Origin of the sequence: Haloarcula sp. 1CSR25-25 (assembly GCF_032027985.1) — an archaeon.
Lineage (GTDB): Archaea > Halobacteriota > Halobacteria > Halobacteriales > Haloarculaceae > Haloarcula.
Genome location: NZ_JAHYBW010000006.1, coordinates 34,734 through 54,183, shown reverse-complemented (window position 1 = coordinate 54,183; position 19,450 = coordinate 34,734). Strand labels below are relative to the sequence as shown.

At 67.2% G+C, this 19,450-nt stretch carries 21 protein-coding genes; 7 read left to right on the top strand and 14 right to left on the bottom strand.

Features of this window, described 5'->3' with window-relative positions; genetic code table 11:
* Position 1: 1 nt before the first annotated feature.
* The 3 genes from KZ498_RS16610 to glp form a co-directional block, all read right to left on the bottom strand.
* A complete protein-coding gene (locus tag KZ498_RS16610; RefSeq protein ID WP_312620235.1) occupies positions 2 to 1,225 on the bottom strand; it encodes an iron-containing alcohol dehydrogenase family protein in 1,224 nt (407 codons plus the stop codon).
* A 95-nt stretch (positions 1,226 to 1,320) separates the two neighbouring features.
* Positions 1,321 to 3,201 (bottom strand): molybdopterin biosynthesis protein, encoded by a 1,881-nt coding sequence (locus KZ498_RS16605; RefSeq protein WP_312620234.1) that lies wholly within the window; start codon positions 3,199 to 3,201, stop codon positions 1,321 to 1,323.
* On the bottom strand, positions 3,198 to 4,418 hold the full coding sequence (gene glp / locus KZ498_RS16600; RefSeq protein WP_312620233.1) for a gephyrin-like molybdotransferase Glp: 1,221 nt from the start codon (positions 4,416 to 4,418) through the stop codon (positions 3,198 to 3,200). The genes KZ498_RS16605 and glp overlap by 4 nt, the downstream gene beginning before the upstream one ends.
* 60 nt (positions 4,419 to 4,478) lie before the next feature.
* On the opposite strand from glp, the gene KZ498_RS16595 reads away from it, so the two are divergent.
* Positions 4,479 to 4,637: a hypothetical protein gene (locus tag KZ498_RS16595; RefSeq protein ID WP_312620232.1), complete on the top strand. Its 159-nt coding sequence runs from the start codon at positions 4,479 to 4,481 to the stop codon at positions 4,635 to 4,637.
* 22 nt (positions 4,638 to 4,659) lie between these two features.
* On the opposite strand, the gene KZ498_RS16590 is transcribed toward KZ498_RS16595, so the two are convergent.
* Positions 4,660 to 5,280, bottom strand: coding sequence for a hypothetical protein (locus tag KZ498_RS16590; RefSeq protein WP_312620231.1), 621 nt, complete (start codon positions 5,278 to 5,280; stop codon positions 4,660 to 4,662).
* A gap of 98 nt (positions 5,281 to 5,378) precedes the next feature.
* Here KZ498_RS16590 and KZ498_RS16585 point away from each other — a divergent pair, with 98 nt between their 5' ends.
* Entirely contained in the window at positions 5,379 to 5,789 is a 411-nt protein-coding gene (locus KZ498_RS16585; protein ID WP_312620230.1) for a winged helix-turn-helix domain-containing protein, read from the top strand.
* A gap of 59 nt (positions 5,790 to 5,848) precedes the next feature.
* A complete protein-coding gene (locus tag KZ498_RS16580; RefSeq protein WP_312620229.1) occupies positions 5,849 to 7,075 on the top strand; it encodes a tripartite tricarboxylate transporter permease in 1,227 nt (408 codons plus the stop codon).
* On the opposite strand, the gene corA is transcribed toward KZ498_RS16580, so the two are convergent.
* The 6 genes from corA to KZ498_RS16550 all read right to left on the bottom strand — a co-directional run bounded on the left by corA (position 7,070) and on the right by KZ498_RS16550 (position 11,676).
* Entirely contained in the window at positions 7,070 to 8,047 is a 978-nt protein-coding gene (gene corA / locus KZ498_RS16575) for a magnesium/cobalt transporter CorA (RefSeq protein WP_312620228.1), read from the bottom strand. The genes KZ498_RS16580 and corA overlap by 6 nt on opposite strands.
* Positions 8,044 to 8,214 carry a hypothetical protein gene (locus tag KZ498_RS16570; RefSeq protein WP_312620227.1) on the bottom strand — a complete coding sequence of 57 codons (171 nt, stop codon included), beginning with the start codon at positions 8,212 to 8,214 and terminating at the stop codon, positions 8,044 to 8,046. The genes corA and KZ498_RS16570 overlap by 4 nt, the downstream gene beginning before the upstream one ends.
* 143 nt (positions 8,215 to 8,357) lie before the next feature.
* A complete protein-coding gene (locus tag KZ498_RS16565; RefSeq protein WP_312620226.1) occupies positions 8,358 to 8,993 on the bottom strand; it encodes a DUF6517 family protein in 636 nt (211 codons plus the stop codon).
* Between the two features lie 69 nt (positions 8,994 to 9,062).
* Entirely contained in the window at positions 9,063 to 9,584 is a 522-nt protein-coding gene (locus KZ498_RS16560; RefSeq protein WP_312620225.1) for a hypothetical protein, read from the bottom strand.
* An 87-nt stretch (positions 9,585 to 9,671) separates the two neighbouring features.
* Positions 9,672 to 11,150 (bottom strand): cysteine--tRNA ligase, encoded by a 1,479-nt coding sequence (gene cysS / locus KZ498_RS16555; protein ID WP_312620223.1) that lies wholly within the window; start codon positions 11,148 to 11,150, stop codon positions 9,672 to 9,674.
* 46 nt (positions 11,151 to 11,196) lie between these two features.
* Positions 11,197 to 11,676, bottom strand: coding sequence for a hypothetical protein (locus tag KZ498_RS16550; RefSeq protein ID WP_312620221.1), 480 nt, complete (start codon positions 11,674 to 11,676; stop codon positions 11,197 to 11,199).
* Positions 11,677 to 11,857: 181 nt separating this feature from the next.
* Between KZ498_RS16550 and KZ498_RS16545 the strand changes: the two genes are divergently transcribed.
* From KZ498_RS16545 to KZ498_RS16535, 3 genes are all read left to right on the top strand, one after another.
* Positions 11,858 to 12,016, top strand: coding sequence for a hypothetical protein (locus KZ498_RS16545; protein WP_312620220.1), 159 nt, complete (start codon positions 11,858 to 11,860; stop codon positions 12,014 to 12,016).
* A gap of 112 nt (positions 12,017 to 12,128) precedes the next feature.
* Positions 12,129 to 13,010 (top strand): CbiX/SirB N-terminal domain-containing protein, encoded by an 882-nt coding sequence (locus KZ498_RS16540; RefSeq protein ID WP_312620219.1) that lies wholly within the window; start codon positions 12,129 to 12,131, stop codon positions 13,008 to 13,010.
* Positions 13,011 to 13,109: 99 nt separating this feature from the next.
* Complete coding sequence (locus KZ498_RS16535; protein WP_312620218.1) at positions 13,110 to 14,186, top strand: DR2241 family protein; 1,077 nt, start codon at positions 13,110 to 13,112, stop codon at positions 14,184 to 14,186.
* 11 nt (positions 14,187 to 14,197) lie between these two features.
* Here KZ498_RS16535 and KZ498_RS16530 read toward each other — a convergent pair whose 3' ends face one another.
* From KZ498_RS16530 to KZ498_RS16520, 3 genes are all read right to left on the bottom strand, one after another.
* Positions 14,198 to 14,761 carry a hypothetical protein gene (locus KZ498_RS16530; protein ID WP_312620217.1) on the bottom strand — a complete coding sequence of 188 codons (564 nt, stop codon included), beginning with the start codon at positions 14,759 to 14,761 and terminating at the stop codon, positions 14,198 to 14,200.
* Between the two features lie 33 nt (positions 14,762 to 14,794).
* A complete protein-coding gene (locus KZ498_RS16525; protein ID WP_053969444.1) occupies positions 14,795 to 14,989 on the bottom strand; it encodes a methytransferase partner Trm112 in 195 nt (64 codons plus the stop codon).
* A gap of 92 nt (positions 14,990 to 15,081) precedes the next feature.
* Positions 15,082 to 16,458, bottom strand: coding sequence for an adenylosuccinate synthase (locus KZ498_RS16520; protein ID WP_312620215.1), 1,377 nt, complete (start codon positions 16,456 to 16,458; stop codon positions 15,082 to 15,084).
* Between the two features lie 178 nt (positions 16,459 to 16,636).
* Between KZ498_RS16520 and KZ498_RS16515 the strand changes: the two genes are divergently transcribed.
* Positions 16,637 to 16,942 carry a hypothetical protein gene (locus KZ498_RS16515; protein ID WP_004516266.1) on the top strand — a complete coding sequence of 102 codons (306 nt, stop codon included), beginning with the start codon at positions 16,637 to 16,639 and terminating at the stop codon, positions 16,940 to 16,942.
* Positions 16,943 to 16,951: 9 nt separating this feature from the next.
* On the opposite strand, the gene KZ498_RS16510 is transcribed toward KZ498_RS16515, so the two are convergent.
* Complete coding sequence (locus tag KZ498_RS16510; RefSeq protein WP_312620209.1) at positions 16,952 to 19,408, bottom strand: hypothetical protein; 2,457 nt, start codon at positions 19,406 to 19,408, stop codon at positions 16,952 to 16,954.
* Positions 19,409 to 19,450: the final 42 nt, after the last annotated feature.

Below are 19,450 nucleotides of genomic sequence, written 5' to 3'. Positions count from 1 at the left end.
GCTACCAGGCCGACTCTAATACGTCGACAATATCGTCTCGGGCTGGCTCCAGTCCCGACGGGGCGTTCGCCATGAACGAGTCTTCGAGGACGGCGTCGGCGACTTCGGGAAACTCCTCGCGGTCGGGGCCGGCTACGTCCCGGAGTCGCGTCGGGAGTCCAAGCGCCGTCACCACGTCGCTGACCCGGTCGACGACCGCAGCAGCGGGGTCGGCCTCGTCACCGACGCCGAGTGAATCGGCGAGCAGCGACCGCCGTCCGTCGACCTGCTCGAAGAGGTACGAGAGCGCGTGGGGAGCAACGACTGCGTGGGCCGCGCCCTGCTGGACCTCGTAGGTCCGGGTCAGCCCGTGACCGAAGGCGTGAATCAGCGAGAGCGTCGTCCCGTCGACCCGCGAGATGCCGTACTGGACGAGCATGATACCCTGCGCGAGCGACTGATACACCCAGGGGTCCTCGACGCCGTTCCCGAACGCGAGCAGTCCTTCTGTGAGGAGGCTGAGACCGTGTGACGCCGTGGCATCGGTTATCGGCGTCGCGTTGGCCGCGTACAGCGTCTCGATACCTTTATCGAAGCCGTTCATGGCCGACGCCGCGAGGACCGATCGGGGCGTCGTCGCAATCAGTTCGGGGTCGTAACAGACGGCCGCAGGCATCAGGTTCGGGTGGCCGACGCCGCCACCGGCCGGCTCGTTCACGGGGCAGGTGTCGGGTGCGGCTGTGACGCCGGCGACGATGGAGAGGTCGGCGCCGGCCAGCGTCGTCGGGACGGTGACGATGGGTGGGAGGGCCGCCTCTGGAACAGGTATCGTTCCGGAGTCGACAAAGGCCTGGCCGACAGCGGCCGGGTCGCGGTCGGTGGCCGCGAGGATACTGATGATTTTCGCCACGTCGAGGCTGCTCCCGCCACCGACGGCGACGAGACAGTCGGCGTTGACCCCGCGGAAGGATTCGAGCCCGTCGTAGGCGGTGCCGAGTCGCTTCGCCGGCGTCGTCTCCGCGAAGACGCCGCCCAGCCGGTCGCCGAGGCCCGCCCGAACAGGGTCCATCACGGCTGGCGTCTCGCCGACGGTTGTGCCACAGACGACCAGCGCGCGGTCACAGCCCTGTGCGGCCAACTCCGCGTCCAGTGCACGGGTGGCATCGGGCCCGTACCGAAGTACGGCAGGGTCGTACTCGAACCGGAACGGAGCTTCGAGGTCGCCGGCAACCGGTGTGTCGGGCATCGCTGTGACTCACTCTCGTGGCCACAGTCTCTACTTTTTCGATAGGAGTCCTGCAGCGATTTTTCGCGATAGGGCTCGTGTCTGGGCCGGCTTCCTCACTGCGGCTCAATGCCGGTCATCCCGTCGGTGAGCGAGTCGAGGTCGTCGAGCGTCTCGGCGAGCGCGCCGACGCTGTCCTTCTCCCGGCGGTCAGGATTCACCAGTACTCGAACCGGTTGCGTACCCAGCGAGACGAACCCGAGGTCGAGTTTCGCCGCCGTAGCGTGGAGGCCGAGGCCCGCGTCCGCATCGCCTGCCAGGACCTTCCTGGCGGGGCTTTCGTGTGCCTTCGTCGTGAGCTCGTAGCCGTCTATCGCGTCGACGACTTCGGCGCGGCCGAGGCCGCGTTCCTCGCCGAAGGCGTCGAGTGCGTCGTCGAAGCTCCGTCGCAGACCGGAGGCGGTGTCGCGGTTGACGAAGCGGTAGTCACCGTCGACGAGGTCGCCCAGGTCGGACACGTCGGTATCCTGGCCGACGACGAGTCCCCAGTCGCGCTGCCAGCCGCCGATGTCTGTCGCTCCGTGGTCGCTGTCGGTCGGACCCGCGACGACGGCAACGTCGGGCACGCCGTTGCCGAGGCGGCGGAGCCCCTCGGTCGACCCGAGGGAGAGATACCGCGGGCGGTCGACCGTGTCGAGCAGGCGCGAGAGGAGCGGGTCGTCTTCGCCCATACCCAGGAGCGTGGGCGGCCTGACTGCCGGGGAGAACAGCGTCACGTCGACTGCCTCCCCTTCGGCCAGGTAGTCAGTCCCCGGGGGCACGTCGACGAAGCCGTCGGCGTCGACGAGGCTCGTCGTCGCGCCGCTGCCCTTGTCGACGGGGTAGACCAGCAGCGACTCCGCTTCGTCCTCGACCAGCCCGGCCGGCATGAGGCGCCTGCGCCCCTCACCGTAGCGTTCCTGGACCGCCATCGTCCCGGAGACAGTTGCCGTCTGTGGCGGGTCCCGTCCGGCGGCGTCCCGGACCGCCGGCGCGACGAACGTCTGGAAGATGGTCAGCGCCGACACCGGATACCCCGGCAGACCGACGTAGGCGGAGTCACCGATGGTGCCCACGAGCATCGGCTTGCCGGGCTTGACGGCGACGCCGTGGAGCCTGAGTTCGCCGCGCTCCTCGATGACGCGGTAGATGACGTCGACGGCGCTCGCGCTGGTCGACCCCGAGGAGAGGACGAGGTCGCACTCGTCGGCCGCTTCGTGGAGCAACCGCTCCATCTCCGCGTAGTCGTCGCCGGCGTGGGGGTACATCACCGGGTCGCCGCCGGCCTCCGCGACCGCGCCCGCCAGCGTGTAGCTGTTCACGTCGTATATCTGGCCGGCGGCGCTGTCGAGGGGGTTCCCGGGTCGGACGAGCTCGTCGCCGGTCGAGAGGATGCCGACCCGGGGCCGGCCACGCACCGGAACCTCGTCGACACCCAGCGCCGAGAGAAGCCCGATTTCGCGTGGCGTGATGCGCGTTCCGGGGCCGAGCGCGCGCGCCCCGGCCGCGATGTCCGCGCCGGCGAGCATCACGTTGTCACCGGGCGCGACCGAGGTTCGTATCTCGACGCCGTCGTCAGTCTCGGTCGTTCGCTCGACCATCACGACGGCGTCCGCGCCGGGCGGCATCACTGCGCCAGTGGAGATTTCCGCGACGGACCCCGGCTCGACCGTTACGTCGGGCTCCTCGCCCGCGTGGACCTCGCCGGCGACCGACAGCGCCACCGGGTCGGCCTCGTCAGCGCCGAAGGTGTCTCTGGCCCGGACCGCGTAGCCGTCCATGCTCGCGCGGTCGAAGCCAGGCACGTCGATGTCGGCGTCGACCCGCTGGGCGAGGACGCGGTCGCGGGCGTCAGCCAGCGGGACCGTCTCCGGGTCGGGGTCGATGTCGAGGCCCGCGACGACGTCGTGGGCCTTCTCGGGCGAGGCCAGGTCGCGGAACTCGCGGCGGTCGCTCACTGTGACCACTCCCAGTCCTCGACGGGCACGGTGTCGCCGGCGTCGTACCCCTCGACTGACTCCGGCACGACGACCCAGCCGTCGGCGAGTGCGACGCTCGAGAGGACGCCGGAGCCGCTGGCCCGCGTCGGCGTCGCGGTCGTGCTGTCGCCGTCCTCGTCGTGCAGTTCCACCCGGGCGTAGGTTCGAGTCCCCGGTTCGCTGGCTATCTTCCGTGTCAGTTCGGCCTCGGTCGTCGGCGGGTCAGCCGTCGGGAGGTGGCCCACCCGACGGAGCGCCGGCCGGAGGAACTGGACGGCGTTGACGATGCAGGCGACCGGATAGCCCGGGAGCATGAGTACCGGCGTCCCTTCGACCACGCCCAGCGCGACCGGGTGGCCCGGCTTCAGCGCGACACCGTGGACCAGCACCTCACCGAGTCCGTCGACGACCTCCGGCAGCAGGTCGCGCTCGCCGACGGAGGAGCCGCCGGTCGTCACCACGACGTCGTGGTCCAGGTCGTCGCTGATGGCCGCCCGGAGCGCGTCCACGTCGTCGGTGACGATGTTGCGGTAGGTCGCCGTGCCGCCCCAGCGCTCGACGTACTGCGTGACCGTCTGGCCGTTCGTCTCGATGACCTCGCCCGGGTCCGGGTCGTCCTGCACCAGTTCCTCCCCGGTCGGAATCACGCTGACAGTCGGCCGCTCGTACACCTCGACAGTGTCGTTCCCGACTGATTTCAACAGCCCGAGGTCCGACGGGCGGAGCCTGTGCCCGTCCTCGTAGAGGGTCTGTCCTTCCGCCACGTCCTCGCCGATTGGGGCGACGTTCTCTCCGCCCGCGACCGCGTCGAACACCGTGACGGTGTCGCCGGCCACCTCGGTCTCCTCGACCATCACGACGGCGTCGGCACCCGCCGGGAGTTCGCTCCCCGTGTGCACGCGGGCCGCTGTTCCTGTGGTCACTGTGTCGCCGGCCCGGAGCGACTCCGGCGACCGCTGGCTCGCGCCGAACGTGTCCTCGGCTCTGACGGCGAAGCCGTCCATCGCCGCGCGCCGGTAGTGGGGCACCGCTCGCTCGGCAGTGATCTCCCCCGCGACGACGCGCTCGTCGGCGTCGCGCAGCGGGACGCGCTCCGTCCGCTCGTGTGGGGACACTGCGTCAAGCAGCGTCTCTCTGGCTGCCGTCACCGGCGTCCGGTCCTTGAACCCGGCCGACTTTCGGGACTCGTTGCTCATGTGGGTACGAATGGCCGACACACCAAAAAGCTCGTCAGGTTCAGGGTCGGAGGGGGACGTATGGCCGAGTCGGACCTGCACTGTCGCCTCTGCGGGAGCGAACTCTCGACGGGGCTGGTCGCGACCGACAGCCGCCACTGCTGTCTCAACGCCACCCCTATCGCCGGGACCTGTCCAGAGCACGGCCCGGTGGGGCCACACCACGCAGTGGAGCGGTGAAATACGCCGACCGTGTTCTGAATCAGTCGAGACGGTCGAGGTCTCCGCGACGTTCGCGGTGCATGACGCCCCCGGCGAACCGACGCAGTGTGTCGACGAGTTCTGCCGCTGTTTCATACGTCTCAATTCGCAGGTCCCAACGCACCGACGCCGACCGAATCATCGCACTCGTGACCTCGTCCTCGTGGACGAACACCATCCGGTCTCCGTGCGTGTCCGCGAGGCGCTCGAGGATACTGCCAGCCTCCTCGCCGACGCCGAAGTTGTGCCCGAGAAACGGCAGAATAAACGCAGTGGCGTTGCTGCATCGGGCGAACTCGATACTCTGTGTTGCCGCGTCAACGTCATCGGTGTCGATGTCGATATCGATGGCCAGGAAGGCGTTAACGCCCGGGTCGGCCCGAAGCGAGCCCTGCACCCGCCGTAACAACCCTTTCGCTGCGTCGATTTCGTCTTTATTCTGAAACAGCGTCCGAAGTGGTCCGGGCAAGTCAGCAATATCGATTTCGTCTCGTTCAGATTCGCTGAGAACGTAGTTGAGATTAAACGACTTGTAAGGACCCATCAGATAGAACAGGAACTGGTCGTATCGGACGTCTCCGACCTGGTCCGTAATTCGCTCACGGGTTATCTCAGTCGTCATGCTGACGGTACTTCGCTGTAGGTATATAAAAATAAGTATTTTCAGTATTATTTGGCTTGACAACAGCTAAATGGAGGCTGTACGTATACTTAACCAGGATGTCGACAGACAAACCGCGACCGGTGGACGGGCAACCGCCGGACGACCCGGCCGACCTGCTGCCCGATGACAGCGTTCTCAACCTCGATGAGTACCTGGACATGCACGCTGCGGTCGGTAACCGGACCCGGTACGAGATTCTCTATCGTCTCGTCCACGGTGGCGCGATGAGCCCGACAGAGCTGGACGATGTGCTGGACGTCGACGACAGCACGCTCCACTATCACCTCAACACGCTTGCCGATGCCGGCCTCGTCGAGAAGCGCCAGCGGACGGACCGCGGTCAGGACGGTCTCTACACCTACTACAGCGCGACGGTCTTCGGCGAGGTGACGCTTACCGAGGGTGTCGACGAACTCATCCGTGGCGAGCAGGGCTTCGACGGTATGTACGACAGTTCGGTGGAGTGAGGTGATGAAGACGCGGCCGGTGCGGAGATTCAAGTACGGGGACGCGGCCACGCCTCGGTATGCTCCCGGGGACGCCCACCGCCGACCCGACGACGACGCTCGCGCTACTCGCCGCGGTCGGCGCGGGTGTCGGGCTGGGAACACTCAGCGGGCTCGTTCCGGGGTTGCACGCCAACACGTTCGCGCTCCTGCTCGCGGCCGCGGCGAGCAGTCTGCCCGGGCCGCGGCTCTACGTCGGCGTCGCGATGCTTGCGGCCGGGGTGACACACACCTTTCTCGACGTGATTCCGGCGCTGGCACTCGGTGTCCCGGACCCGGCGATGGCGGCCAGTGCGCTACCGAGCCACCAGCTGGTCATCGAGGGGCGCGGCCGGGAGGCACTTCGCCTGTCTGCGCTGGGGAGCGGGCTGGCCGTGGCGTTTGCCGTCCCCCTCGCGGTTCCGCTAACCCTCGTTATGGAGCGTGTGTATCCGCTGCTCCGGCCGCGGCTCCCGGTGCTTCTCGCGGGGGTCGCCGTTCTGCTCGTGGGCACGGAACACGGCCGCCGCCAGCAGGCCGGCGCGGCGTGTTCGCTCGCCGCAAGCGGGCTGCTCGGGATCGGCCTGCTCGATGCACCGGTAACCGGAGCGTTGCCCGTGTCGGACGTGCTGGTCCCGCTGTTCTCGGGGCTGTTCGGCGCGCCGGTGCTCCTGGCCGCTATCGAAGGGGACGGCGTCCCGCCACAGGCCGACGCGACGGTGACGATGCCGCCCCGAACGGTCGGCGTTCTGGGCGGCATCGGCACGCTCTGTGGCGGTGCCGTCGGCTACATCCCAGGCGTCTCCAGCGCAATCGCGGCCACGCTGGCTCTGGGCCTGGTCGCCGACCAGGGGCCGCGGGCGTTCATCGTCACGACGAGCGGCGTCAACACGGCGACGGCGGTCTTTGCCCTGTTCGCGCTCGTCTCGCTCGGGACGCCCCGAACCGGTGTCCTCGTCGCGCTCGACCGGGCCGAGGTCCCGCTCGTGCTCCCGGTGCTGCTCGCTTCGGTCGCCATCGCCGCCGTCGCCGGCGCGATACTCGTTCCGACGCTGGGCGACCGCTACCTCCGGGTCGTCGGCCAGCTTGACCCGACATGGCTCTCGCTGTCGGTGATTGTGGTCCTCGTCTGTCTCTCCGCGCTCTTCGCCGGCCCTGTCGGTGTCGGCGCGTTCGGGGCCGCCACCGCCGTGGGTCACCTTCCCCCGAAGTTCGGGGCTCGGCGGGCGACCCTGATGGGGGTGTTGCTCGTCCCGCTGGCGCTATAGGTAGCCCCGCTGGCGGAAATGGCCGAGCAGTATGCCGACGACGACCCCCATCCCGACCATCACCGCCGGATAGCCGAACGTCCAGCCCAGTTCCGGCATGTTGTACGGGCTGTCCGCGAAGTTCATGCCGTAGACCCCCACGACGAAGGTCAGCGGGATGAAGATGGTCGCAACGACAGTCAGCACCTTCATCACCTCGTTGGTCGACTGCGAGACGGTGTTGAGATAGATGTCCCGCGCGCCCGAGACGAGGTCACGGTAGGTCTCGGTCAGGTCCACGATCTGGACGAGGTGGTCGTAGACATCCCGGAAGTACTTCTCAGTCTGTGGCTGGATCTGTTCGGGGTCCCCGCGAGCGAGGCTGCCGACGGCCTCGCGTGCGGGCCAGGCCTGCTTGCGGAAGGACAGCAGGTCCCGCCGGACGTCGTTTATTTTCTCGATGGTCTCGCTGTCAGTGGAGACGGTGACCTCCTCCTCTATCTCCTCGATGTCGGTTTCGATGTCGTCGAGCAGGTCGAAGTAGGCGTCGACGATCACGTCGACGACGCGGTAGGCGGTAAAGTCCGGGCCGCGCTGGAGCAACCGCTCGTCCCCCCTGCGGGCGGCGTCCATCACGCGCTGGACCGGCCGCGTGTCGTCCAGCCCCAGCGAGACGACCCAGTCGGAACCGACGAACACGCCCACCGGACTGGTCGTCACCTCTTTCTCGAACGTAGTCTCGCCGGGGGTTAGCCGCATCGTCTTCAGCAGGACGAAGGTGTAGTCGCTGTACTCCTCGGTCTTGGCCCGGACGTCGCCCCGGAGGTCGTCGATGGTGAGCGGGTGCAGGTCGAAGGCCGACTGGACGGCGGCGAGTTCCTCGTCGGTCGCTTCGGCAGCGTGGACCCACGTGGTGCCCGTGGCCGCGCGAGCCGCCTCGACGTCCTCGTAGGGCTCGGCCGCATCGCCGGCGTAGACGAGCGCGGATATCACGCCGCGGCCTCCGTCTCACCCGAGCGGCCGACGGCCAGCAGCGTCACCCCGGCCAGCAGCGCGGTCACCGAGAACGCGCGGCCGGGATAGGGCACCGCGACGCCCACGACGTAGCCGGCCAGTCCGACGACGGTGAGCCCCAGGCCCAGCGCCAGGACGGTGTTCATGGCCCAGCAATTACAGCGCCCAACAAAAAGCGTATGCCCGACGGATCGGGGACGGATGTCTGGCAGCGAGCGGTGGTAAACGGGAAAGCCCAGGCCGGGCCTGGAGCCGCTCAGTCGCGTAGCGAAGTACGACGGGACTCCAGTCAGTCGCCGCTGTGCCGGAGGCCGGTCAGCAGGTCGTCGACGGCGTCGGTTTCGTCGGTGTTCTCGGGGTGGATGGCGACAGCGATGATGACGTCACCCTCGTGTTCGAAGCTGACGAGGTGGAGCCGAACGTCGAGCGACTGGCCCGCCACCTGTGTCGTGCCGGTGAACTCACTGACCCGGCGGTCCGCGCCCAGTGCTCGGACCGTCCGGTTTCCGGCCGGTTCGACGTCGTCGGTGCCACTGGTCCGGCCCAGAACCGCCTCGAGGACCCGTCGGTTCGCCCAGTCCGCGGCGGGGTTGAGCGTCTGGCCGCTGACGGTCGCACTCGGCATCGAGACGACGATAAACCGCGACAGCTCCACCACGTCGACGCCGAAGACCGAGCCGCTTCTGGTGTACTGTCTGCGTTCGGTCACGAGCCGAATCGTCCGGTCCTGCCCGGCGACGGTCACGTCGCGAGTGATGTTCGCCTGCGTTGCGTTCTGGAGCTCGTAGCCGGTCGAGTCCAGCGTGCTGTCCGAGACGGTCGCGGGCGAGGCCTCGAACGTGATCGTTTCACCGGTGATGAGGCCGACACAGCCGGACGTTACGAGAAGGAGGGCGACCGCTACGGGGAGCAAACGACGTGACATCCAGTTGCAAAAACTATCGGTACGGCAAAACGTTTTGTGGCCGCTTCGTCGGCGAGTGGGCCGGCTGCCTCAGCCGAAGATGCCCTGAAGGACGCTCCCGACGATGTTGATGACGGCCCACTTCACCTGGCTGACTGTCCCGATGCCAGAGATGGTGATATCGTCGTCGACGACGGCGTTCTTGAACTCCGTCGAGGGACCGCTGGAGGCGATGATGCGGTCCATGGTCGCCTTGTCGGTGCTCATCTGGATCGTCGCGTCGTCACGGGTTCCCAGTTCCAGTTCCTGCATCCGAAGGTCGGTGTCCAGGGTGAACGACACGGACGCCTCGGTTCCGTTCGCCGGGTCGTCCACGACGAGGTTCACGTTCTCGCCTTGCAGCTGGCCGGCCATGATTCCGAAGTCACTCGCGTCGACGTTCGCGTTGTACGTCTCGACCATCGGCCCCATGTCCTCGAACATCTGGACGGCCCAGTCGGGCTGGTCACCCTGAGCTGTCGCCGGGCTGGCGACTGCGCCGGCCGCGGCGACGACGAGCACGAGAGAGACGACTACCCGGGCGAAATCTGTAGTAGTTGGTATGTATTTCATAACGAATATATAATCGTTCGGATAGTATATAAACTCGTAGTGAGCCGTGTTACACCGTCTCCGGTCCACTCTCCGTAGGTCGGAGCGTCAGAGCCGGTAGGTCGGCCCGTCGTCGGTGTCCTGGACCTCGACGCCGAGCGCTTCGAGTTCGTCCCGGAGCTCGTCGGCGCGCTCGTAGTTTCCGGCGTCCCGTTCCTGCTCGCGGACGTCCAGGACCAGGTCGACCACGTCGCCGGCCAGCGACACGTCGCCGCTGTCGTCGTCGCCGAACGCCAGTCCGAGAATCCCGCCGCCCAGCCCCTCGAACGTTTCGACGGCACGTCTGAGCCCCTGGTAGTCCCGCTGTTTTTCGGCATCCAGGTGGGAGTTCACTGCGGCCGTCAGGTCAAGCAGTGCGGTCGTCGCTTCCCGCGTGTTGAAGTCGTCGTTCATCGCGTCCTCGAACGTCGAGCGAGCGTCTTCGACGGCCGCACGCAGGGACTCGTCGGTCACCTTCGCGTAGGCGTCCACGTCGTCGCAGGCCCCGACCGCGCGCTCGTAGCCCCGGGAGAGGCGGTCCCAGCGCTCCTCGGCCTCCGCGATGGTCTCGTCGCTGTAGGTCGCCCGCGAGGTGTAGGCCGTCGACAGCAGGAACGTCCGGAGCACGTCGGGGCCGAACTCCGCGACGGCGTCGGCGACGGTGAAGTAGTTGCCAAGCGAGGAGGACATCTTCTCCTCCTCGGTCTCCAGCAAGCGGACGTGGAGCCAGTACTTCGCGAACTGTCGGCCGGTCGCGGCCTCGCTCTGGGCCACTTCGTTCTCGTGGTGGGGGAAAACGAGGTCCTGCCCACCGACGTGGATGTCGATGCTCTCGCCGAGGTGGGTCATCGACATCGCCGAGCACTCGATGTGCCAGCCGGGTCGCCCCTCGCCCCACGGCGAGTCCCACGTCTGGGCCGTCGCACAGGCCTCCTCGGCCGGGGCGGCCCCGGGGTGCTGGTGCTCGGCGATGTCCTCGGGGTCGACGCCGCCGGCCTTCCAGAGCGCGAAGTCCGCCGGGTGGCGCTTCTCGCCCGCGGTGTCCGCGCCCTGGGACTCGATGTCGTCGACGGACTGGTTCGAGAGCTTCCCGTAGTCCTCGAAGCTGGTCACGTCGAAGTAGACGGAGCCGTTTCGCTCGTAGGCGTGGCCCCCCTCGACGAGCCGTTCGACGAGGTCGATGATCTCCGGGACGTGCTCGGAGACGCGTGGGTACACCTCAGCGCGGCCGAGGTTGAGCGACCGCATGTCCTCGATGACCTGCTGGACGTAGTGGCGGGCCACGCTCTCCTCGCTGTCGCCGTCCTCGCCGACGCGGGCGACGATCTTCTCGTTGACGTCGGTGAAGTTCTCGACGTGGTGGACATCATAGCCCAGACGGTCGAGCCAGCGGGCCATCACGTCGACGTGGACCCAGCCGCGCGCGTGACCGAGGTGGGGCGGGTCGGAGGTCGTCAGCCCGCAGTAGTACAGCAACACGGAGTCGGGGTCGCGCGGCTCGAAGGGCTCTTTCTCACCGGTCAACGTGTTCGTCACGCGAAGCGTCATTATCGGGGGAACTGTGTCCGCCCGCATTAAGCCGTCGGAAGGCGACTCACCCCTGTACCGTCGCCTCGACCACGCGGAGCGCGTCCGGTCCCGCGCGGCGGCTCACTACCACTACGAGGGCGCCGTCGGTGACGCCGGCGGCGTCGACGGGAACGTCCGCCGCCCGCAGCCGGCCCAGCACCTCGGCCAGCGCCGGCGGCGAGAGGTCGCCGGTGGCGACGATGCCCGTCAGCGAGCCAGCGCCCCCGGCGAAGGCGGCGTCCCCGACTTCGAGGACAGTCTCGGCGTCGGCCGCCTCGACCCGTCCCAGCCCGCTCTGCATCGACACACGGGCGTCGCTGTCGTGGGCCGGGGCGTCGTGCAGTTCCTCGGCGAAGCGGCGGAGGGCAGTCGCGATGGCCTCCGCGTCGCCGTCGACATCGAGCGTGCGGGCGGCGGACGTGTAGTTGACGACGCCGGCCCGAAGTGCGTCATAGAGGAACGGGCGCTCGCGGACGGCGTCCCTTGTCGCGGCTGCGAGTGACATTGGCATCGGCCACGGCCGGCGCGGGCAAAAGTAGTTCCATCGGGGGCGAGCGGCCAGTGACGGCCGTAAGCGCCACATCGGCGGGCTACCCCCTCAGAACTGCGGGCCCACTCCCAGCGAGTGAGAACAGGCATGGGGGATTGTCCCTCTCGAGGGCCACTGTCTACACGAGGGAAGGACAATGGCGATTGCACAACGAGAGCGGAAGGCGTTCGGACAGCCCCTGGGAGCAGCGGAGCGAGTCATCGGCGGCATCGTCGTCGCTGCCGGCGCGCTGGGACACGCGGCACTGATTGCGGCCGCCGGAGTGTTGTTCTACGTGCTCCTGTTCGGACTGTGAGCGGACGGAACCGGCCGGAAACTACTCTCTCCGAGTTCAAGACCGGACAGCCTGCCGGCTGTCCCGACGGGCCAACGAAGGCCCTAAGAACGGCTCGCCCCAACCAGGCGGTATGGACGAAGCCCTCGTTATCGCGGCCCACGGCTCCCACCTGAACGCCGAGTCGAGTACGCCCACCTACGACCACGCGGACACCATCCGGTCGACCGGCGCGTTCGCCGAGGTCCGTGAATCGTTCTGGAAGGAGGAACCGTCGTTCCGGGAGGCCCTGCGGACCGTCGACGCCGACGAGGTGTATCTGGTTCCGCTGTTCATCTCTGAGGGCTACTTCACCGAACAGGTCATCCCCAGGGAATTCCGCCTGGAGGACTGGGACCCCGAGCTGTGGGACTCCGACGGGACGAGCGCCACACACGCGACGCTCAAAGCCGAAGACACGGGCCAGACGGTCCACTACTGTGGCCCCGCGGGCACCCACGACGCGATGAGCGACGTCATCGTCCAGCGGGCCGAGTCCGTCACCGGCGACCCCGACGTCGGCGAGGGCTTTGGCCTCGCGGTCGTCGGCCACGGCACGGAGCGCAACGCGAACTCCGCGAAGGCGATCCAGTACCACGCCGACCGCATCCGAGAGCGAGCCCGCTTCGACGAGGTGCAGTCGCTGTTCATGGACGAGGACCCCGAGGTCGACGACGTCGCGGACTACTTCGAGAGCGACGACATCGTCGTCGTGCCGCTGTTCATCGCCGACGGCTTCCACACCCAGGAGGACATCCCCGAGGACATGGGGCTGACCGACGACTATCGGACCGGCTACGACGTGCCGACCGCTGTTGAGGGCCACGACATCTGGTACGCCGGCGCGGTCGGGACGGAGCCGCTGATGGCCGACGTGGTGCTCGAACGGGCCGCTGACGCGGGGGCCGACGTGCGCAGCGCCATCGAGCAGGTACGCGAGGAGACCGGCGGCGCAACGCCCGCGACCGGCGACTGACGGCTCCGACTGTTGCCGTCAGGGCAGAAATCGCGACGGAATCCGCCGCTGGCTGGCCGGAACCAGCCGACTTTTGCCGACTGAGTCCCGTTTTCCGGTATGGACGGCGAGTACGTGGACGCGCTGGTGGCAACCGCCCCCGATGGCATCGCCTTCGACGACCTCCACGTGGCCCACGAGACCGACGGGTACACGTTCCAGACGCCGGACGTGGACCACAGTGGTATCGACGAAGAGACGCTCCGGACGGTGGCGGCGGAGTCGCCCCACGTCCGGAACTGGTATTTCTGGCACGCCACCGCACCTCAGAAGGCGGACCGCTGGGCGTTCCTCCGCTGGCTCGAAGGGGCACAAAGGCGGGACGTGGCCGAGCGCTACGACGCGCTCGCCGATGGCGTTTCCGCGACCTGGGGCGAACTCCACCTGACGGTCACACTCTCCGACGGGGAGCGTACCTACGGCGTCCGGCACCGCGCTGACGCCGATGTCGGAACCAGCGCGCTCGAGGGCTACGAGGACCCGCTCGACGCGCGCGAACTCGCGAAACACGACGACGACGGCGGCTACCGGCCGCTCAAAACCGCGCCGTCGCTCCAGACCGGCTGGGCGTTCTCCGAGCTAGGGGCAGGCGAGTTCGTCACGACGGTCGATGCGTTCTACCCGGCGACAATCGCGAACTGGCACCGCGAGCGGGAGGGCGAACTCGACGTGACCCACTGGCGGGACACCGTCGAGCGGCAGACCGGAATCTACGGAGTCGTCAAGACCTGGGACCGCGGCGACGGCCACGAACACGTCAACTGGGTCGCCGAGGCCTGCTGTGACGATTCCCAGTGTCTCAAACGCCGGGAGTGGCAGTACGACGACGAGACGGACCTCGACGTCGACGGTGGGTCGGGGACGTTCCCCTGCCGCGAACCCTGCTCGCTCGTGATCGCAGGGGCACGCAAGTGGACGAAGCTCGAAGGCGAGCAGTCACAGACCTACGAGTTCGAGCTCACGCCCAGCGAGAAAGAACAGGTCGAGGACATCATCGAGGCCGTCGCCGACGGCGAGGCAGACGACATCCGCGAGGCCGATATCTACGAGGGCGCCAACCGGTACCGGGCGCGGTTCCTGCGGGCGAAACTGTTCGACGACGCGGGGAACCTCGGCGGCGGCGAGACGGAACACTAAGGCTCGAGGCGTCAGGCCGAGCGGACAGCGACAGACAGGAGTCCCAGCACGACTGCGACCGCGAGGACCACGCCGACGGTCATCAGCACGTTCCCGGTGAGTACCAGCGTGACGAGTCCTGCAATCAGGGCCGTGAAACCGCCGGCCGCCAGAATCGGCCCCGGGGACAGGTCTTCGAGGCTGGGGTCCGACTTCCCCGCCGGTTTGGGCTGTGGTCTGGACAGCTCCTCGTCGACGATGACCGGTTCGTTCTCGACTCCGCCCTCCGGGATGTAGATGTCGACGTACCGGGTCTCGGCGCCGTAGGCCGTCACGACCTTGAGTTTGCCACGGACCGGCCCGTCACCGTCGACAGTCACCCTGACCAGTCGGTCGCTTTCTGCCTGCACGTGGTGGTTCGTGGCGTCGAGCGATGCGATTGACGACAGTGAGTCGTCGAGATGGAGATGGACGTGCAGTGCCTCGCCGTGGTTGCGTAACTGCACGTCGAAACTCCCTGTCGCGTCGAACTCGTTTGGAACCTCCAGGCTGTGGATGTCCGTCCGGTTCAGGTGCACGGGCAGGGAGTCAGGCACGGACGTGACTCCGCGGGGCGAGGAAAAAAAGGTTCAGGCCGGTGCCTCGTCGCGCATGTCCGGCGGGAGCAGGTTCGGAATCCCGTCCTCGATGGGGAACGTCTCGCCGCACTCGGTGCAGACGAGCTCGCCCGACAGTATCTCGCCGTCGTCGCGCTCAGTCACTTCGAGGTCGAGGTCGTGTTTGTCCAGAGGGCAGCAGATAATTTCCATCAGGTCCTCTTTCATACGGTCAGCCAGGACCGGCGGTCGCAAAAGTCTGCCGCTCTCCCAGTCGTGGTACGCGGGGATTCAGACGGCGAATCCGACAGGGAACTCCGTCAGAACGGCTGCTCGCGGACGATGGTTTCGCCGCGACCGGGACCGACACCGATGGCGTAGGCCGGCGTGTCGAGCTCGGATTCGATGTACTCGACGTAGGCCTTCGCGTCCTCCGGCAACGCGTCGTACCCCTCGTCGGCGACGTCCTGCCAGTCGACTTCGGGCCAGCCGTCGAAGCTCCGGAAGTTCGCCTCACAGTTCGCCCACTGCTCGGTGGTCGCGGGCATCGACGCCAGCTCCTCGCCGTCGAGCGTGTACGTGTGGCCGACTTTGACCTCGTCGAGGCCGGCGAGCACGTCGAGGTGGTTGATGGCGATGCCGGTAAAGCCGGAGACGCGCGTCGAGTGGCGCAACATCGGCAGGTCGAGCCAGCCGACCCGTCGCGGCCGACCGGTGACCGTGCCGTACTCGCCGCCTTCCTCGCGGATGTAGTTCGCCAGTTCCTCGTCGTCGCCCTCGCCCTGCTCGTCGTAGCCGGGCGTGTCGCCGACGACGCCGCCGATTTCGGTCGGCAGGGGGCCGCTCCCGACGCGGGTGAGATACGCCTTCACGATGCCGATGACTTCGCCGTCACCGACGACGCCGGGGCTGAGTCCGGTCCCGGTCGCCGCGCCGCCAGCGGTCGGGTTCGAGGAGGTGACGTAGGGGTAGTTCCCGTGGTCGATGTCGATTATCGTCCCCTGTGCGCCCTCAAGCATCACGTTCTGTCCCTCGTCGATGGTCGCACTGAGGAAGGCGCCGGCGTTGACCGTCATGTCCTCCGTCTCGAAGCGCCGGCCGAACTCGCGGAACTCCTCGAAGATCGCGTCCACGTCGAGGGCGGCAGGGTCCTCCAGGTCGGCGACGTCGAGGCCGTACACGTCCTCGACGACGGCCCGTTTCTGCGGGACGACGTATTCGAGGCGCTCCCGAAGCACGTCCGGGTCGAGCAGGTCGCCGACGCGAACACCGCGCCGGCCGGCCTTGTCCTCGTAGGTCGGGCCGATACCCCGTCCTGTCGTACCGACTTCCTGGTCTGTCTCGCTCTTTACTTGCTCCTCGATACCGTCGAGCACGCGGTGGAACGGGAGAATGACGTGTGCTCGTTCGGCGATGCGAACGTCCGGGTCGAGGCCGCGTTCCTGAAGCGTGTCTATCTCGTCGAACAGCGTTCGCGGATTGACGACACACCCGTTGCCGAGTACGCCGACCTTGCCGCGGATGGCTCCGCTCGGAACCAGCGAGAGCTTGTACTCCTCGCCCTCGTGGACGACGGTGTGGCCGGCGTTGTCGCCGCCCTGATAGCGCGCGACGACGTCCACGTCGTCGCCGTACAGGTCGACGATGCCGCCCTTCCCTTCGTCGCCGAGCTGTGAGCCGACGATGGTTACGGTCATCGCACGGACCTTCCAGCCACCGTGATAAACAGATTACGGTCCGGACGCCACGCTCGTGAGCAGTACCCATGTGAACCGTTACGACGGTTTTAAGACACCCCTGTTCGAACCTATCAACGACACAGCGGTTCGTCGAGGGAGAACCTTTAAATACCGCAAACACAAGTTAACAATTGCCATGATAGACAGGCTTGAAAAAGAAGTTGACATGCTGGAGCGCCACTTGCAGGTGCTTCGCATGGTTATCGAGAACGAGCCTATCGGTATCGTGAAGATGTCCAACGAAACCGGCTACCCGCACCACAAGGTGCGCTACTCGCTGCGCGTTCTCGAAGAGGAGAACCTCATCGAGCCCTCCAGCCAGGGCGCAATCACGACCGAACAGACCGGTGAGTTCGTCGACGACCTAGACGAGAAGGTCGACGAGATCATCGACAAGCTCGAAGGTATGAAGATCGAAGACGCGGCCGAAATCGAAGGCTAAGCTTCTTTCTCAGAGTTCCGGGACCGCCAGGTGGAACTCCTGGTTTCTCGCTTCTAACAGACAGAGGTGAAAGCCCTCCTTGCGCGAGAGGTTCACGAAGCTCTTTCGCTTATCTCGGTTGAACAGCCCGCTGGAGGTGGCTTCTTCGGCTGTTTCGAGCGCTCCCGGCTCGAAGAAGCTGCTCGTGACGAGAAACGCCGACGCAAACGACCCGGAGGCGTTGCCGACCCGCTCGGCGTTCCGGACGAGGTCCGACATCTGGCCCTCGGAGGCCGGTTCGCGCGAGTCGTTGATGTTTGCGACGACCAGCGGGTTCCCCATTCGGTCGCGGACGACGACGTCGAACCGCTCCTGCGAGCGGTTCTCCTGGCCGTCCTCGGTGTAGGTTACGGTCACGTTTCCGTTCAGTTCGGCGCGGTCGATGGCCGGGAGCGCTTCATAGAGGTCTTTCATCGCCCCCGCGTGACCGGTGTCCCTGATCTCGTAGAGGAGGTTCCGGATAAGCCAGTTGACAAAGCGGTACTGGATGCTGTCTTCGAGGAACTCCTCGAAGAGCGTCCCGTTGACTGTTGCGCCCTCGGCTTCGAACTGCGTGTGGTACTCCAGTCTGAGGTTCGCCTCGACGTCCTCGCGGCCCGCCTCGCCGTCTCTGGCCTCCTCCAGTGTCGCCTTGCCCTTCGAGTCGTACCTGACAAAGAGGTTCGTCCCGTTTATCGCCTCGCCGACGCCGAGTCGGTCACCGCCTCCGGCGGTGTCGGTCTGCTCGTCGAGTTGCTCCTCCAGCCGGTCGATTTCGGCCCGTGCGTCGGCTAGCTCCGACTCCAGGCGGTCGCGCTCGTCCCGGAGGTCCCGGTTCGTTTCTTCGAGCTCGGTGAGTTCGGATTCGAGCTCCGAGACCGTCTCGGCTCGCTGTTCCAGTTCGGATTCGAGTTCCGCGACGCGCTCTCCCCCGCGCGGCGACGGGTCTTCGTCGGCAGGCGGCCGTGACTGGTCTGCCGTCGGCGGCGTGTCGGCCTGGGAGTCCTGCTCAGGCGTACTGGGGCTCTCCTGGGCCGGCGCTGGTCCCTGCACGCCGGAGCCGGTCGACGGCGTCGAGTCGTCCCGTGCCGGCTGGTCACGCCGCGGCGTCGATGCCTGTTGTCTCCCCGGTGACGGGGCTTGCGTGGGAGACACGCCGGCGGTCGTGCTCTCCTGAACACCGCCGGACTTGTCGGGGTCAAGCGACGGGACCGAGCGCGTTTCCAGGTCCGTCCCCGACCCGGCCTCCGGCGTCGGAGTCGCCGCTGCTGTCTCGGGCTGGGCCTGAGACGGCCGTGACTCGGTGTTCTGACCCGGTTTCGGGTCAGTTGGTTCGCCGCGACGGTCGGTCGACGCGGCCGGTTCGCTCTGTGTCGACGAACCCCCGGCACTGGCTTTTTCGGCCTCCTGTGTCTGTGACTGGTCCGTGGCCGGATGCGTCGGTTCGGTCTCCCCAGCGTCCCGCTCGGGGGTAGTGTGGTCCGGTTCCGGCGGCGTCTCGGTGTCGGTGCCTGTTGCCGCCCCGTCAGCCGCCGGCTGGCTGTCCTCGCCCGGCCGGTCGTCCGACTCGGAACCCCGGCGGGACCGACCCGGGGTCGCACCGGCGGCTTTCGACCCAGGGGGGCCGCCGCTCGCAGGGCCGCGGTCCCGCGTCGACTCCGATTTCGGCTGGGTCTGGTCGGCGTCGTCGGGTCCGTCGGTTCCGATGTCTCCGACGGGGGGCGTCTCCGCCTGGTCGCCGGTAGCGTCGTCCCGTGGCGTCGGTTCGTCCGATTCCGTCGCATCTGCCGGGGCGCTGTCCGCCGCGTCATCGTCAACCGGTTCGTCGGCGACAGCCGTTTCGTCGGCAGCGTCAAGCGGGTCGGCGTCGGCGGCCGCGGGGTCCGCTGACTGCTCGTCGTCCTCCGCCGGTTCCGGGATCTCGATCGGCTCGATGTCGACCGGCATGACCTCGTAGATACCGACCTCGTCGTTGGCCGTCTCGAACGCCTCGTCGTCGGTGAGCAGATTGTCCGAGTTGCCGACCCAGGCGACGCTCATCGAGCGGCCCTGGTGATAGACGGTGTAGTAGTCCCCCGACAGGACGTTCTCGGAGAGTTCGATGAAGCCGGTAAAGTTGCCGTCCGACAGCGTCGTATCGACTTCCGCAAGCGCCGTGTCTTCGGTGTAGTACTGTGCTTTCACCTCGTCGGCACGCTCCTGCATCACTGCAAGCAGTGGCAAGGCCTCGTGTGGTGACTGCCTGGCTGTTCCCGACGCGTCCTCGAAGTCCTCGATACTGCCGTCGAGGACGCCAACGACGGTCCCGTTCAACATGAACAGGCGCGTCGGACCCGCGACGACTGCGCCGGAGAACTCCTGCCCGGCGAGGTCCCGCAGACCCGCGAACCCGCCGTCGAACGGAACCGACTCCCAGCCGTCGACCCGCTCGACCGTGCGTGTACTCATTACCCTCATCAAGCCGGATGGTGGACAAATAGTTTGTGCCCA

Excerpts from the sequence above, each read along its gene's own strand:
- KZ498_RS16610 (WP_312620235.1), bottom strand. The coding sequence starts at position 1,225 with ATGCCCGACACACCGGTTGCCGGCGACCTCGAAGCTCCGTTCCGGTTC.
- glp (WP_312620233.1), bottom strand. The coding sequence starts at position 4,418 with ATGAGCAACGAGTCCCGAAAGTCGGCCGGGTTCAAGGACCGGACGCCG.
- KZ498_RS16595 (WP_312620232.1), top strand. The coding sequence starts at position 4,479 with ATGGCCGAGTCGGACCTGCACTGTCGCCTCTGCGGGAGCGAACTCTCG.
- KZ498_RS16590 (WP_312620231.1), bottom strand. The coding sequence starts at position 5,280 with ATGACGACTGAGATAACCCGTGAGCGAATTACGGACCAGGTCGGAGAC.
- KZ498_RS16585 (WP_312620230.1), top strand. The coding sequence starts at position 5,379 with ATGTCGACAGACAAACCGCGACCGGTGGACGGGCAACCGCCGGACGAC.
- KZ498_RS16580 (WP_312620229.1), top strand. The coding sequence starts at position 5,849 with ATGCTCCCGGGGACGCCCACCGCCGACCCGACGACGACGCTCGCGCTA.
- KZ498_RS16570 (WP_312620227.1), bottom strand. The coding sequence starts at position 8,214 with ATGAACACCGTCCTGGCGCTGGGCCTGGGGCTCACCGTCGTCGGACTG.
- KZ498_RS16565 (WP_312620226.1), bottom strand. The coding sequence starts at position 8,993 with ATGTCACGTCGTTTGCTCCCCGTAGCGGTCGCCCTCCTTCTCGTAACG.
- KZ498_RS16560 (WP_312620225.1), bottom strand. The coding sequence starts at position 9,584 with ATGAAATACATACCAACTACTACAGATTTCGCCCGGGTAGTCGTCTCT.
- cysS (WP_312620223.1), bottom strand. The coding sequence starts at position 11,150 with ATGACGCTTCGCGTGACGAACACGTTGACCGGTGAGAAAGAGCCCTTC.
- KZ498_RS16550 (WP_312620221.1), bottom strand. The coding sequence starts at position 11,676 with ATGTCACTCGCAGCCGCGACAAGGGACGCCGTCCGCGAGCGCCCGTTC.
- KZ498_RS16545 (WP_312620220.1), top strand. The coding sequence starts at position 11,858 with ATGGCGATTGCACAACGAGAGCGGAAGGCGTTCGGACAGCCCCTGGGA.
- KZ498_RS16540 (WP_312620219.1), top strand. The coding sequence starts at position 12,129 with ATGGACGAAGCCCTCGTTATCGCGGCCCACGGCTCCCACCTGAACGCC.
- KZ498_RS16535 (WP_312620218.1), top strand. The coding sequence starts at position 13,110 with ATGGACGGCGAGTACGTGGACGCGCTGGTGGCAACCGCCCCCGATGGC.
- KZ498_RS16525 (WP_053969444.1), bottom strand. The coding sequence starts at position 14,989 with ATGAAAGAGGACCTGATGGAAATTATCTGCTGCCCTCTGGACAAACAC.
- KZ498_RS16520 (WP_312620215.1), bottom strand. The coding sequence starts at position 16,458 with ATGACCGTAACCATCGTCGGCTCACAGCTCGGCGACGAAGGGAAGGGC.
- KZ498_RS16515 (WP_004516266.1), top strand. The coding sequence starts at position 16,637 with ATGATAGACAGGCTTGAAAAAGAAGTTGACATGCTGGAGCGCCACTTG.
- KZ498_RS16510 (WP_312620209.1), bottom strand. The coding sequence starts at position 19,408 with ATGAGTACACGCACGGTCGAGCGGGTCGACGGCTGGGAGTCGGTTCCG.